Source organism: Arthrobacter sp. FW306-04-A (assembly GCF_044358315.1).
GTDB lineage: Bacteria > Actinomycetota > Actinomycetes > Actinomycetales > Micrococcaceae > Arthrobacter.
Map to the genome: position 1 here is coordinate 4,321,787 of NZ_CP084559.1, position 14,084 is coordinate 4,335,870.

Genomic DNA, 14,084 nt, shown 5'->3' on the forward strand with positions numbered 1-14,084 from the left:
GTAGCGGAGGGTCGTCGGGGCACGTAAGCTAATTGTCAGCAGGAACCCAAAGAACCTCCTCCAAAGTCCGCTCCGGAGTGCGTATCCCCCAATAACGCACTCCGGAGCTTTTTGTTTAAAACACCGGAAGACGCGCAAAATCCCTGACGACGCCCGAAATTCCGGTGTCACCAGGGATTTTGCGTGTCGCTTAGCTCTTCAACCGTCTTACACGAACTGGTACAGCAAGGCGGCCATGCCGAAGCCCACTACGGAGAGCACGGTTTCCAGCACGGTCCACGTCTTCAAGGTGTCCTTGACGGACATGTTGAAGTACTTGGAGATGATCCAGAAGCCGCCGTCGTTCACGTGGCTGGCGATGATTGAGCCGGAAGAGATCGCCATGACGATCAGCGCCAATTGGGGCTGCGAATAGTGTCCGGCGGTGAGCGCGGGGGCCAGGATCCCGCCGGTGGTGACGATTGCCACTGTGGCTGAGCCCTGGGCAATGCGCATACCGCAGGCGATCACGTAGGCGGACACGATGACCGGGAGCCCTGCCTTGGACAAGGTGTCCGCCACGGCGTTGCCTACTCCGGTTGCCGAGAGGACCGCGCCGAAGAATGCGCCCGCTCCGACAACAAGCAAGATCATCCCGACCGGCTTCAGCGAAGCAGAGCTGAGTTCGGAAAGCTCCTTGGCGCTCATGCCCCGGCGAATGCCCAACAACCACATGGACAGCCCCACGGCGACGGTCAGCGCGATGGCCGGGTTGCCGAAGAACACCAAGGTGTCGCGGAATCCACCGGCCGGCAGGAAGACGTTGCCGAAGGTGGCACCGAGGATCAGGACCATCGGCAGGCCAATGGCCAGGGCAACAAGACTCATGGGCGGCTCGTGGCCCACGGCCTCCTCGGCCTCCGGGATCACACGGTCCTCCGGAACGGCGATCTGCACGCGCTTGCCGATCCACCGGCCCCAGAGGATGCCGGAGGCGAACCAAGCCGGGATGCCGCAGGCCAAGCCCATGATGATAATCCAGCCAAGTTCAACGTGGAAGAGTCCGGCCGCGGCTACGGGACCCGGGTGCGGCGGCAGGAAAGCGTGGGTCACGGAGAGGCCGGCGAGGAGCGGCAGGGCGTACAAGATGAGGGACTTCCCGCCTCGCACCGCCGCGACGTACACGAGGGGCGCGAGCACGAAGATACCGATGTCGAAGAAAACCGGGATACCCAGGACGAAACCGGTGACACCCATCGCCACGGGGGTGCCCTTTTCGCCGAAGATCTTCACGAGCTTCCCCAGGAGGACCTCCGCGCCACCGGAACGTTCCAGGATGGCGCCGAGCACGGTACCCAGGCCAATGATCAGGGTGATGTGTCCGAGGATCCCGGCGAAGCCCTTCTCAATGAGGGCATCGCCGCTCTTGATGGGCGAGCCGACAAGGGCGTCGATGCTCACTCCGCCCACCAGCGCCACGAGCACGCTGGTACCCACAAGTGCGATGAACGGTTCGACCTTGACTTTGATGATCAGAAACAGCAGGAGGGCAATGCCCAACCCTGCCAGGAGAAGGAGGCCGGCTGTATCGTGCCGCAGCCAGTTCAGGAATTCATTCATGGACGTTACTTTCTGGGGATTCCTACGTGAGGGTGGCGGTGAAGGCGGAGGCCCGGGTCGAAATGTCCGCCCAGTCGCCCGAGGCCACGGCGGCAGGAGGGACAACGCTGGTTCCGCAGCAGACTGCTGCTGCACCGGCGTCGAGATAGCTCTTGGCGTTCGACGCATCGATCCCGCCGGAGGGAAGCAGCCGAATGCCGGGGTACGGTCCCTGGAGATCCTTCAAGTAGGCCGGGCCGAGCTGCCTGGCCGGGAAGATCTTGACCGCGGCGGAGCCGAGATCGAGGGCCTGCGCAACTTCCGTGGGTGTCATGGCGCCCAAGCTGAAGGGAATGCCGGCGGCCGCAGCCACTGCGGCCACCTCCGGACGGAGTCCCGGGGTTACCAGGAACTGGGCGCCGGCGTCGATGGCTGCCTTAGCCTGATCGGCCGTCATGACGGTGCCGATCCCGACGGCGGCGCCGTGCTGGGCGGCGGTCTCCGCCGCCCGTCGCACATGGCTTAGCACGTCCGGCGTCGTGAACGTCAGTTCGACGCTGCGGATGCCGCCGTCGGCCAGGGCGCGGCAGAGCTCGGCGGCGTCGGGGATAAATGGCGCCCGTACGACGGCGAGGGTGCGGTCGGCTTCAAGCTGCTGGACGAATTCTTCAGGAGTCATGCGATTCGATACCTTCTTCTGGAGCTATTCGGGTGCGTCCGTCGGGGCTGCGACGCAGGGCGCGGCCGGCGCGAGCGCCGGTGGGCTTCCCGCCGTCGATCGCTGCCGTCCCGTTGACGAACACGTGATGGATGCCACTGGCGGCTTGGCGGGGATTTTCAAAGGTGGCTTCGTCGCGGACGGTGTCCGGGTCGAAGAGGACAAGGTCCGCGGCATAGCCTTCGCGGACCAAACCGCGGCGGTGGAGCTTAAGCCGCCCGGCCGGGCGTCCGCTCAAGTGGTGGACCATTTCTTCCAGCGTCAGCAAACCCAAGTCGCGGCTGTAGTGGCCCAGGTAACGGGGAAAGGTTCCCCAGGCGCGGGGGTGCGGCTTCGCCCCGACCAAGAGGCCGTCGCTGCCGCCGGTGTGGGTGCGGTGGACCATGATGGCCCGCACGTTTCCTTCGTGGCCAACGTGTTGCAGGATCCCGGTGCCCAGGCGGTCCTCCTGGAGGATCTGCGCGAACACGTTGAATGGCTCTTGTTCCGTTTCCCCGGCGATCGCAGCGATCGTCTTGCCCACATGGCCGGCGAGAGCGGGATTCTGGACGCCGCTGATCTCGAGCGTGTGCCAGTCCGCAACCACTCCATGGCAGCCGTCGGAGCCGTAGATCTCCACGCTCTCGCGGATTTTCTCCCTGGTTTGCGGGTCGGCCAGCCGGGCTAGCGTGGCCTCGGTGCCGCCAGAGGATGCCCAGCTGGGCAGGATGGCCGAAAGCGTGGTGGCGCCGGGCAAGTAGGGGTAGGTGTCGAGCGTGATGTCGGCGCCGGCGTCGAGGGCTGAGTCGATCAGCTCCAGCAGCGCGGCCGCCCGGCCCTTGTTTTCGGCGAAGTTCATGGTGGCGTGGGACAGGTGCAGGGCGCAGCCCGTATCCCGGCTCAGCTCGATCATCTCTGCGTAGGCTCCGAGCGCGCCCTTGCCGTAGGAGCGGTGGTGCGGGGCGTAGAAACCGCCCAGCTCCCCCACGGTGCGGCAAAGTCCTGCCAGCTCCTCGGTGCGGGCGTACATGCCGGGGGTGTAGGTCAGCCCGGAGGACATCCCCACGGCGCCTTCCTCCATGGCGGTGCGGACCACGTCCTGCATCCGCTCCTGCTGTTCCGGCGTCGGGTCCCCTTCGGCGAAGCCCATCACCATCGCGCGGACGGTTCCTTGCGGCACGAGGTAGGCGGCGTTCGTGGCGATCCGGCCTTTGTTGTCTGCGCGATCGAGGCGGTCAAGGTACTCGCCTACCGTTCGCCAGTTCCAGTCGAAATCCTGCGGATTGTCATTCCAACCCGCGATCTTTTCGCGGACTCCGGCGAGGGTGGCGTCGTCTACCGGAGCGTACGACAGCCCGTCCTGGCCCAGGAGTTCAGTGGTGACGCCTTGGCTGAGCTTGGCGTAGTGGTCCTTGTTGACCAATAGCTGGAGATCCGAATGGGCGTGCATATCGATGAAACCGGGACTCAGGACGAGTCCCGCGGCGTCGATGATCCGCTCGGCGCCCGTACCGCTGGCGGTGAGGGAGCCGGCGCCGGCGACGACGGCGATCACCTCGCCGTCCAGCAGGACGTCCGCGGAGCGACGGTCCGCCCCGGTTCCGTCCACGAGGACGGCGTTGCTGATGAGTGTCTTCATGGCGCGTGTCCTAGAAGAAGGTGTGGATGAGGTCGACGACGGTTTGGTCGCCGTCCGTGTCCGCCAGCACCGGGATGAGCGTCCACTTGTCGAAGGCGGTGCATGGGTGCGAAAGTCCCAGGCGCACGACGTCGCCGGGCCGCACAGTAGTGGTGCCGGCGTCGAATGTCATGAAGCAGTGCTGATCGTTGACGGCGGTGATCTCGGCACCGTCGAGCGGCCGCATGGGGCCGCCGAGGGCGGGTCCGATCAGCTGCGGCCGGGGCAGGCCCTCGTCAACCGGCACGTCCCGTTTTCCGGCGTCGAGAATGGCCAGGCCTGGCTCGGGCTGGGACACGACACGGGCCCAACCGTGCATTCCCGCCTTGAACGGCTGGCCGCCGTCGCGGGAAAAAGGCGAGATGCCGCGGTAGAAGCCGTCATCGTGGATGATGTACGCGCCGCTGCGGATCATGAGTTCCACGCCGGGGACGGCCTCGGAGCCAGCGCCGACGCACGGCGAGAGGACGTCGACGACGTCGTCGAAGTAGGCGCTGCCACCCGCGGTGAGGATCACGGCGTCGGACCCGTAGAGACTCTCACTGAGCAGCCTCTCGTGGAGCTCCCGCATCCGGCCCAAGTACCCGCGGACGGCGGCGAGACTGTCGGCGTCGGCCGTGTGGGCAAGCGATCCTTCATAGCCGCTGACGCCGACCAGCCGCAGGTGAGATGAAGCGGCCACGGACCGGGCGACGTCGAGCGCCGCCTCCACGCCCCGCGCACCCGTGCGTCCGCCGATTCCGCCAAGCTCGACCAGGACATCCAGGACGGCGTGGCTTCCGGCGGCTTCGAGGGTGCGGCCGATGACATCCACGGTGACGCTGGAATCCACCCAGGACAGGATCGGCTGATCCGGACTGGTGGTCGCGGCAACCCATTCGATGGCATGCGGATCGGTGAGGCTATTGGCCAACTGCAGCCGCCGGACGCCGAATTCGCGGGCAACGCGGAGCTGCGCGAAGTTCGCTACGGTGATCCCCCAGGCGCCGCGTTTGAGCTGTTCGGACCACAACTGCGGTGCCATGGTGGTCTTGCCGTGCGGAGCCAGCAGCACGCCGTGCTCAGCACACCATGAGGCCAAGCGATCGGCATTGCCGCGAAGGGCGCCGACATCGAGCGTCAGCAACGGCGTCTGGAGGTCGGCGAGGGCGGGGCGTGCCGCGAGGAACTCGCGGTGGCTGATGCCGTTGGCCGTGGCGGGCACTGCCTTGTGCCGCCAATCGAGCCGGACATCTGCCAGGCGGGCCACGGCGTCGGTTGCAATTGCCCCGGACTCTATCCCGGCTCCAGCCTCTGTCCCGGCTCCGGACGTGGAAGTGTTCACCAGTTCGATCCCTTCACGGTGCGCATTTTTTTCGCAAGCTTTTCCGCAACCTCCATCGCGTTGCGTATTTTGCAACGCAGGTTGCAAAGCTGTTGGTGATATGTCTAACATGGTGCAGGATTGGGAGTCAAGGCCGCGGCACGTCCCGGCAGCCCTGATCCGGCCAAGGAAATCCCTTCTTCATGGGGCGTCGAGTGCCGCTGGAAGCGGCAGAGGGAGTGCGGGAGTTTCATGCTTTCAGCTGTATGTGTGGGCGAAACGATGGCCATGCTCACCCCTGTGAAGGCCGTTCCGCTGCACCAAGCCACCGAGCTGCACTGCGGCATCGGCGGCGCCGAATCGAACGTTGCCATGGGCCTGGCTGCCATGGGCCTGGACTCGCACTGGGTGGGCAGGGTTGGCCGGGACGGATTCGGTACCCGGATCCTGGACGAGCTCAGCAGCCACGGCGTGGGCGTCGCCGGCGTCGAAGTTGACCCGGGCCGGCCCACCGGCCTGTACGTCAAGGTCCCCGCCCAGGAATCAGATCCCGACGGCGGAAGTTCAGTTTTGTACTACCGGCAAGGTTCTGCCGCTTCGGCCATGGGCCCGGGCACCCTGGCGAATCCCGCCGTCGCGCCCTTGTTGGAGGGCGCCTCGCTCATCCATCTAAGCGGCATCACGGCGGCGCTCTCGGCGGAATGCCTGGAGCTGACGGAAGCCATCCTCGCTGCACCGAGGCACGGCCGCCTCATCAGCTTCGACGTCAATTGGCGCGGCGCACTCTGGGCCGGGCAAGACCGCTCGGTTCTGCGCCGACTGGCCAATCTTGCCGACATCGTGTTGGTGGGTAAAGACGAGGCCCAGCACGCCTTCGGCACCACAGACGAATCTGAACTTCGGCGACTCATGCCCGATCCCGCCGTCGTCGTTATCAAGAACGAAGCCATCAGCGCAATCGCTTTGGAACGGGACGGCGCTCGCTCGGAAGTTCCCGCCTTGTCCGTGGACGTGCTCGAGCCGGTCGGCGCGGGCGATTCTTTTGCTTCCGGCTACCTGAGTGGCATGGTGTTCGGACTCGAGCAGAAGGCGAGCCTCCGCCGCGGCCATGTCGCCGCAGCCTGTACCCTCACCGTGCACGGCGATCGCGGCCCCCTTCCCGACTCCGCCCTGCTTTCGGCCATCCTCGATTCCACCGACGCCGAATGGGCTGCGATCCACGTTGCCGACGGGCACTTCAGCAGCCAGATCCGGAGCTTTCAAGATCGGAGCACAGCCCCATGAGCCAGAGCCTGATGCGGGCCATCGACCTGCTTGCCGAGCTTGCGGCCAAACCAGCCACCCTGGATGAGCTCGCCTCGAAAGCGTCTGTCCACAAAACCACGGTGATGCGTCTCCTGCACGCCATGGAGGAAAAGCGCTTCGTGGTCCGCGATGAGGACCAACGATTCATGCTCGGCTCCAAGTTGTTTGAGCTGTCCTCGCTCGCGTTGGAGCAGCGGGACATCCGCAAAGTGGCGCACCCGTACCTGGCCGAGCTGAACGGAAAGACCGGGCACACTGTGCACCTTGCCGCGTTCGAGGGAAATGACGTGGTGTACATCGACAAGTTCGAGTCCCACCATCCCGTGCGGATGTACTCCCGGATCGGCCTGACCGCGTCCTTGCATTCGGCCGCAGTCGCAAAAGTCCTTCTCGCCGACATGCCACGCAGCCGGCAGGAACGGATCGCCGCGGACCTGGACTACACAAGAATTACCGACACCACCCTGACCTCACCGAAGGCCCTGCTGGCCGAGCTGGAGCAGGTCAGGATCCAGGGCTGGGCCCACGACAACGCCGAGCACGAAGCCTTCGTGCACTGCATCGCGACCCCCATTCGCGACGCGAGCGGCTCCGTCGTGGCCGCAGCCTCTTGTTCGGTACCGGTGGTGATGCTCAGCTATGAAGGATTGCTTGAGCTGCTGCCCGACCTCAAAGCCAGCACCGAGGCCATCTCCCGCGACCTCGGCTGGATCAGCCATGAAAGGAACTCAGCATGAGTGAAAAGACTGTAGTACTGACCGAAAATGCTCCGGCCCCGGCGCACGTATTTTCCCAGGGCATCCAGAAAGGCGGCATGTTCCAGGTATCCGGGCAGGGCCCGATGGATCCTGCCACCAATCAGTACATCGGCGAGGGCGACGTCCGCATCCAAACTCGCCGCACCTTGGAAAATGTCAAGGCGATCCTCGAGGCCGGCGGCTCCTCAGTGGAGGACGTCATCATGTTCCGCGTCTACCTCACCACGCGCGACGACTTCGCGGCTATGAACGATGTCTACGGCGAGTTCATCACCGAAAACGTTCCCAGTGGCCAACTGCCAAGCCGCACCACGGTGTTCGTCGACCTCCCGCACGAAGTCATGCTCGTGGAAATCGACGCGCTGGCGGTAACGGCCTAACTTTGGTTTACGACGCGCAAATGGACCAGTGACACCGGAATTCCCTGTGTGTCGGCAGTCCATTTGCGCGTCGCCAGTCCGGCGAAGCGTTGCTACCCCTCCGGCCGGTGCGCAGTCACCAGTCCATCGGCCGTGGCAACAACAATCCCGGCAGCTGTCTCCACCGAAAGGCCGTTCCGGGCCCAATACTCAATGCCGCCGATCATCTCGCGTACCGGATACCCGAGCTCGGCGAAGGCCAAGGCTGCGAAGGTGCTGCCGTTGCACCCCGGTCCCCAGGAATAGACCACCACTGAAGTCCCGGCCGGGATCACGGCAGCCGCGCGCGAAGGGATCTGGGCCGTCGGCAGATGCACGGCACCGGGGATATGCCCGTGGTCCCACGAAGACTGCCGGCGCGTATCAACCAGCACTAAGCTACCGGGAGCCGCGTCCGCGACGTCCATGACGTCAATCTCGAACCGCAGCTTGCCGCGGAAGTAGGCGGACGCTGCGCCGCCCGGTGCGGCACCGTCCGCAGCGCCCCCAGGGTCAGCCGCGGCACTGCCGGCAGCGGCCGCGCCGGCCGCCCCAACAGCACCGGCGTCGTTCATTGGCTTTTCCATCCGCTCCCCTAAGCCAGCTTCGCGAGTTTGGCATTTGCGCGCCGCGATCCCAGTTTGGCCGAGATGCGAAGACTGGTTTCGGCGGCCATCGGGCCCACTTCGCGGACGCGTTTGGCGGTCATCCGGGACGACAACGAGGAGACGCTGAGGGCGGCAACCACGTGGTCGTCGTGGCCGAAGATCGGGGCGGCGACGCACCGGACCTCGGGCTCGTTCTCACGGTCATCAATCGCATAGCCTCGGCGACGGATTGCGACGAATTCCGCCCGCAGCTGCTCGGGATCCGTGATGGTTCTGTCGGTGATCGGCACCAGCTCACTAGCCAGGATCGGCGCCACCACTTCCTCCGGACTGAACGCCAGCATGGCTTTGCCTACCGCGGTACAGTACGCCGGCATGGTCGCGCCGACCCGCGATGCCATGCGAACCGTTGCCTCATCTTCCACCTTGTCGAGGTAGACCACGTCGTGACCGGAAAGGACCACAAGGTGGCAGGTGCTTTCGGTGGCCCGCATCAGCACCCGGAGCTCGGCGTTGGCGACGCTGCGCAGATCCAACCTGTCCAAATAGGCCTGGCCCAGGCGGAGGCAACCGTGACCCAATCGGAAGCGACCGCTCTCCGCATCGCGTTCCAGCAGGTTTTCCTCTATTAAGGGCGCGGCCAAGCGCAGCACTGTGCTCTTATTGAGCCCGGAGAGCCTGGTCAGCTCCACCAAGGCGAGTCCGTCGGCGCTCACCGGATGCTCCGCCACTACCGCCAGCAAAGCCAACGCCTTCCGCAACGAGGCCGAGGAGTTCCGGGCCTCCGTGCCTTCTGTACCCACGTGTGTCCTATCCAGCGGCGTTGCGCTGCTCGGCGTCGTAATCGCGTTTCCAACCAACCACGCCGGGCCTCAACTGCCATGGTTTGGGTCCTGACAGCGGCCGGAATTCCACTCCCATGGCTTCCAGCCGTTCCAGATGCGCCCCTTCGAGCCTGTTCAGGAAACCATCGTAGTCCCGGTCCTCGGGCCGGGACCAGAGCACCTCCGCGACGGCGCTCAGCCGCGGAAACGCCGCGAAATGAACCCGCCGCGGCGAATCCAGGTGTTCGGTCCAGATGTTGGCCTGCGCCCCGAGGAGCCGGCCGGGATACGCCTCATGCGCACCGGCTGGAAGCGGCTCGAATTCGTAGACGTCCTTCAGCGTGGTGACGAACCCTACCGGCACGGGCTCGTCGTCGCCATCGGCCTGCCGGTGGTCGAGGTACAGCTTGTGCTCGGGGCACATGACCACGTCGTAGCCACTCCCGAGCGCCTTGAGGCCCCCTTCATAGCCACGCCAAGAGGCAACCAGCGCGCCGTCGGGGAGTTCGCCGTCGCCGATTTCGTCCCACACGGAAGTCGCGCGCCCATGCCCGTCAAGGTGCTTTGCCAGCTGCCCGACAAACCATGAGTGCAGTCCCGAAACGTCCCGCAGGCCGAGTTCGGCGGCTTTGGCCTGCGCCTGCGCACTGGATTGCCACTGGGTCAGCGGAACTTCGTCCCCGCCCAAGCTGATCCAGCGGGAGGGGAAAATCTCCACCACTTCGTCGAGCACATTGCGGTAGAACTCCAGCGAGGTGTCCGAGACTTCCAGCACGGTCTCGTTGATTCCCCAGCGGGTCCAAACCTCTGCATCGCCGCCCGTGCACAGTTCCGGGTAGGCGGCGATGGCGGCCTGGCTGTGTCCCGGAACATCGATCTCCGGAATGACGGTGATGTGCCTTTCCGCCGCGAACGCGACCACTTCGCGGAGATCGTCCTGGCTATAGAAACCACCATGCGGAAGCCCGTCGAAAACCCCGGCCCGCCACGAGCCCAGCGAGGACTCCCGCCGCCACGCCCCGGTCTCGGTGAGCCTTGGGTAGCGATTGATCTGGATCCGCCAGCCTTGGTCGTCCGTGAGGTGCAGGTGCAGGACATTGAGTTTGTGCATGGCCATCACCTCGATGAACCGCAACAGATTGTCCTTGGGCATGAAATGCCGTGCCACGTCCAGCATCGCGCCCCGGTAACCGAAGCGGGGCTGGTCCTGGATGGACACCTTGGGTACCCGCCATGCGCCTCCAACTTCCGCAACAGGCGCTTGCCGCAAGGCTGCGGGTCCCAGCAACTGCAGGAGCGTCTGCGCGGCATAGAAGGCTCCTGCCGGGCCACCCGAGTGAATCAGGACGGCGGAGCCCACCTCCAGGCGATAGGCCTCAGGGTCGAGTTCCGGGTCAAGCCGAAGGCTGATGCTGGAATGAGCCAGGGCGGCCGGAAACAGGTCCCAGCCGGTAGCCGCGCCGAGGGTGCAGGCCAGCCAGCGGCGCGCGCTGTTCAGCTCCGGATCGGCGGCCAAGGTGGTGGCTGAGTCCAGTTCCAGGAAACCGTCGCCGGACTCAACCGAGCACGGAACGGGAACCAGCAGATCTGCGGCGCTCATCCTTTCACCGCCCCAGCCAGGCCGGACACAAGCTTTCGCTGCACGGCGATGAAGAAGATCAGCACCGGAATGGTCATGATCACGGAACCGGCCATGATGGCACCCCAATCGTTCTGGTCGGGCTTGAAGAACGTCAACAATGCCATAGGCAGGGTCTGGTTCTCCTGGGCGGAAATGATGAACGTCTTCGCGAACAGGAAGTCATTCCACGTTGAGATAAAGGAGAATACCGAGCACGCCACCACGCCGGGCGCCACCAGCGGGAAGAGCACCGAGCGCACAAAACGGAAGCCACTTGCCCCGTCCAGACGCGCTGCTTCCTCGATCTCCACAGGCACGGCTGCAACAAACCCACGAAGCATCCAGATCGCGAACGGGATGCTGAAGCCGACGTGCACCAGCACAAGGGAGCCGAGCTGGTTCAAACCCACCAGCGGTATCGCCTCGCCCGCGTTGCGGAGCAGGAAGAACAGCGGAATCGTCAGCGCTTCCACTGGAACCATCTGGGACACCAGGACCACGATCAGGAGCTTGGTGCGCATTTTGAATTCGTAACGGGTCAGCGCCACGGACGCCAGGAAGGCCAGCACCGTCGAAATGATGACGACAAGGAGCGCCACAATCACGCTATTGAGGAAGTACCTACCGAAATTGTTCACGGACAGGACCCGCATGAAGGAATCGAACGACGGTTCGAGGGTGAACGGCGCCGCGTCGCCTGCGTTGAGTGCTGTCTTCGGCTTGAGTGCCGAAAGGACCATCCAGAACAGGGGGAACGCGACGAGGAGCGCGATGGCGAGTGCCGCCGCATCGGCGCCCCAACGGCGTCGTCCGCCCTTGCGGAACTTTTGCTGAGCTTCCGGCGCAGCCCGGTTCTTGCGGAGTGAAACGTCGACGGCGGTCACAGGACTTCTCCCGTTCTCTTGAGGATGCGGAGGTACACCAGGGTGATGATCATCAGCAGGGCGGTCATGATGACACCGAGGGCCGAGCCGAGGCCGTAAAGACTGGCTGCGAATGCCTGTTGGTAGCCGTAGACGTTCAGCACGAGGTTCTGTCCGGCGATGCCGCCGCCGTTGGTCATGATGTAGATCTGCGAAAAGATCTTGAAGTTCCAGATAATCGACTGGATGGTCACCACGATCACGATTGGCCGCAGCATGGGAAGCATAATGCTGCGCGCGATCCGGGGCATAGAAGCACCGTCCAGCCGGGCCGCCTCAATCACTTCGGCGGAAATCGCCTGGATGCCGGCGTAGACCGTCACGAGCACGAACGGGAACGAACACCACACCACCTCGCTGGCCACCAGCCCAAAGGCCGACCACTTGTCGTAGGTCCAGGAGTAGCCGTTGAACTGGGTCAGGCCCACGGACACGAGCACCTTGTTGACTAGCCCCAGAGTGGGATCGAACAGGAAGAGCCACACGGCGCTGCCGGTAACGGCCGGGGTGGCCCAAGCACCGAGCGAGACCACGAATAGCGCCGTCCGGACCCAGGGCCGCAACCGCGTGGCCAGTACTGCCAAAGATATTCCCACCAGCAGAGTCAGGACAACGCAAGCGCCCGCGAACAGCACGGTGTTGCCCAAAACAGACCAGAACTCAGGATCGGCGACGAGCTTCTGGTAGTTCTCCAGGCCTGTGAACTGTAGGGATGCCTTGCCACTGACTTGGGCTTGGCGGTAGTCGTACAAGGAAACGTTGATCAGCTGGAAAATCGGGTATCCGAGCAACGCGATCAGGACGATGAACGCCGGAGCCAGGTAGAGCCACGGCTCCAGGCCGCGCTTGCCTAGCGAACGACGGCGGGAGGTGCCCGCCGTCGTCGGCTTGCGGTTCCGTGTTCCGGTGGTGTTCGCTTTCGCCGATACGAGCGCCGTCATGCCTCACCGCCTGGTGCGGATCCGGCTCGAGACAGTAGCCGCATCATTTGGATCCGAAGACTTTGTTCATGGCCTTGGCAGCATCGGCGCTGGCCGTATTGACGTCCGCCTTGCCAGTAACGATCTTCTGGTACATGCCCGTGAAGATGCCCTGGGCGTCGATCGTGGACCAGGTTTCCGTCACCGGGACAAAGTTGGTGCCGGCGGCGAGGGTCTTGATGAAAGGCGCAACCTGCGGGTTGGAGTCCGCCACGGTCTTCTGCACATCGCTGAAAGTGGGCAGGTTGCCCATGGAATCGAACATCTTTTGCTGGTACTTCTTGCTGGCCAAAAGCTTGACGAAGTCGGCGGCCAAGGTGTGGTGCTTGCTGCTATTGAAGACGCCAAGGTTGTTTCCGCCCGCGAAGGCCGGGGCGATCGATCCAGCGGTCTTTCCGGGAACCGGAACTACGGCGAACTTGTCCTTGACGGCACTGGCAGCCACTGCCTTGTAGTTGAAGTCGCCACCGATCGTCATGGCTGATTTTCCAGCGATGAACTGCTGGACGCTGGCGTTTCCGCCGAATTCGGCGCAAGTCTGCGGCGGGCAGATATCGTCTCTAAGGAGCCGGGCGTAGGCAGAGATGCCGTCCTTGGATTCCGGCGAGTCCAACCCGGAGGCAAAGGTATCGCCCTTCTTCGTGGCAATACTGCCGCCGTTGGCCCAGAGGTAGGGCATGGCGGAGAACTGGGCGGCTCCACCGACGGAAATGCCGAGCGTGTCCGGGTTCGCCGCACGGACGGCGCGGGCCACGGTTTCGACGTCGGCGAGGGTCTTGGGGACCTCAAGGCCTGCTGCCTTCAGGAGGTCGGTGCGGTAGTAGAGGGCGCGGACACCCACGAACCAGGGCACGCCGTAATTCTTGCCGCCAATGTCTGTAGTGGCCAGGATTTTGCTGTCAAGATCTTTGGACTCGTCCCAGCCCTTGATGTCGGCGGTCATATCGGACAATCCGCCCGATGCGACATAGCTGGCGAGGTCCGTGTTGCCGAATTCGGCGACGTCGGGAGCACTGGAGGGATCGTTGAACGCGGCCTTGAAGCGCTCCGCCCGGCTGTCGACCGGGATGTACTGGACATCAACCTTGGCGCCGCTGTGGCTGGCTTCGAAATCGGATACGGCTGCTTTGACTACAGCGGACTTGGGATCCTGGTTGACTTCCGAGAAGAGCCACACGCGGATGGTGCCGGACTTGTCGTCCGAGGATGATGCGGCGTTGTTCGACGTGGGCGGGGCGCAGGCCGTCAGGGCGAGGGCGGCGAGGGCAAAGGCAGCCGCAGAGCGTGCGATTTTCAATGGATCCTCCATGAGAAAAGGGTTAGTTGCCCGGCGGTTCCCCCGCGTCGGGTATGGAAGGAAACTTTACAAACATACTTATGTGAGCGGAAGCACAAGCCGCAAAAGGTTTGC

The 14,084-nt window shown here is 64.3% G+C and carries 13 protein-coding genes; 3 read left to right on the forward strand and 10 right to left on the reverse strand.

All coding sequences use genetic code 11. From position 1 onward, the window contains the following. Positions 1–207: 207 nt before the first annotated feature. The 4 genes from LFT43_RS20185 to LFT43_RS20200 are packed head-to-tail and all read right to left on the reverse strand — an operon-like array spanning position 208 to position 5,277. Positions 208–1,599, reverse strand: coding sequence for a GntP family permease (locus LFT43_RS20185; RefSeq protein WP_395799925.1), 1,392 nt, complete (start codon positions 1,597–1,599; stop codon positions 208–210). A 22-nt stretch (positions 1,600–1,621) separates the two neighbouring features. After that, positions 1,622–2,257, reverse strand: coding sequence for a bifunctional 4-hydroxy-2-oxoglutarate aldolase/2-dehydro-3-deoxy-phosphogluconate aldolase (locus tag LFT43_RS20190; protein ID WP_395799927.1), 636 nt, complete (start codon positions 2,255–2,257; stop codon positions 1,622–1,624). Beyond that, on the reverse strand, positions 2,247–3,914 hold the full coding sequence (locus tag LFT43_RS20195; RefSeq protein ID WP_395799929.1) for an amidohydrolase family protein: 1,668 nt from the start codon (positions 3,912–3,914) through the stop codon (positions 2,247–2,249). The genes LFT43_RS20190 and LFT43_RS20195 overlap by 11 nt, the downstream gene beginning before the upstream one ends. 10 nt (positions 3,915–3,924) lie before the next feature. Next, positions 3,925–5,277: an amino acid deaminase gene (locus LFT43_RS20200; protein WP_395799931.1), complete on the reverse strand. Its 1,353-nt coding sequence runs from the start codon at positions 5,275–5,277 to the stop codon at positions 3,925–3,927. Between the two features lie 231 nt (positions 5,278–5,508). Between LFT43_RS20200 and LFT43_RS20205 the strand changes: the two genes are divergently transcribed. Genes LFT43_RS20205 through LFT43_RS20215 form a run of 3 tightly spaced genes read left to right on the forward strand, consistent with a single transcriptional unit; the run spans position 5,509 to position 7,699 of the window. Continuing rightward, on the forward strand, positions 5,509–6,540 hold the full coding sequence (locus tag LFT43_RS20205; RefSeq protein WP_395799933.1) for a sugar kinase: 1,032 nt from the start codon (positions 5,509–5,511) through the stop codon (positions 6,538–6,540). Continuing rightward, complete coding sequence (locus tag LFT43_RS20210; RefSeq protein ID WP_395799935.1) at positions 6,537–7,298, forward strand: IclR family transcriptional regulator; 762 nt, start codon at positions 6,537–6,539, stop codon at positions 7,296–7,298. The genes LFT43_RS20205 and LFT43_RS20210 overlap by 4 nt, the downstream gene beginning before the upstream one ends. Further along, the gene (locus LFT43_RS20215; RefSeq protein WP_395799937.1) at positions 7,295–7,699 is read left to right on the forward strand and encodes a RidA family protein; all 405 of its coding nucleotides are present in this window, start codon (positions 7,295–7,297) and stop codon (positions 7,697–7,699) included. Before LFT43_RS20210 ends, LFT43_RS20215 begins: the two co-directional genes overlap by 4 nt. A gap of 92 nt (positions 7,700–7,791) precedes the next feature. Here the strand turns inward: LFT43_RS20215 and LFT43_RS20220 are convergent, their stop codons facing one another. From LFT43_RS20220 to LFT43_RS20245, 6 genes are all read right to left on the reverse strand, one after another. Continuing rightward, a complete protein-coding gene (locus LFT43_RS20220) occupies positions 7,792–8,145 on the reverse strand; it encodes a rhodanese-like domain-containing protein (RefSeq protein WP_395803195.1) in 354 nt (117 codons plus the stop codon). A gap of 167 nt (positions 8,146–8,312) precedes the next feature. After that, complete coding sequence (locus LFT43_RS20225) at positions 8,313–9,128, reverse strand: IclR family transcriptional regulator (RefSeq protein ID WP_395799939.1); 816 nt, start codon at positions 9,126–9,128, stop codon at positions 8,313–8,315. Positions 9,129–9,135: 7 nt separating this feature from the next. Next, a complete protein-coding gene (locus LFT43_RS20230; RefSeq protein ID WP_395799941.1) occupies positions 9,136–10,749 on the reverse strand; it encodes a beta-N-acetylhexosaminidase in 1,614 nt (537 codons plus the stop codon). Next, complete coding sequence (locus tag LFT43_RS20235; RefSeq protein WP_395799943.1) at positions 10,746–11,654, reverse strand: carbohydrate ABC transporter permease; 909 nt, start codon at positions 11,652–11,654, stop codon at positions 10,746–10,748. Before LFT43_RS20235 ends, LFT43_RS20230 begins: the two co-directional genes overlap by 4 nt. Further along, a complete protein-coding gene (locus LFT43_RS20240) occupies positions 11,651–12,634 on the reverse strand; it encodes a carbohydrate ABC transporter permease (protein ID WP_395799945.1) in 984 nt (327 codons plus the stop codon). The genes LFT43_RS20235 and LFT43_RS20240 overlap by 4 nt, the downstream gene beginning before the upstream one ends. A 43-nt stretch (positions 12,635–12,677) precedes the next feature. Continuing rightward, the gene (locus LFT43_RS20245; protein WP_395799947.1) at positions 12,678–13,970 is read right to left on the reverse strand and encodes an extracellular solute-binding protein; all 1,293 of its coding nucleotides are present in this window, start codon (positions 13,968–13,970) and stop codon (positions 12,678–12,680) included. Between the last annotated feature and the right edge of the window lie 114 nt (positions 13,971–14,084).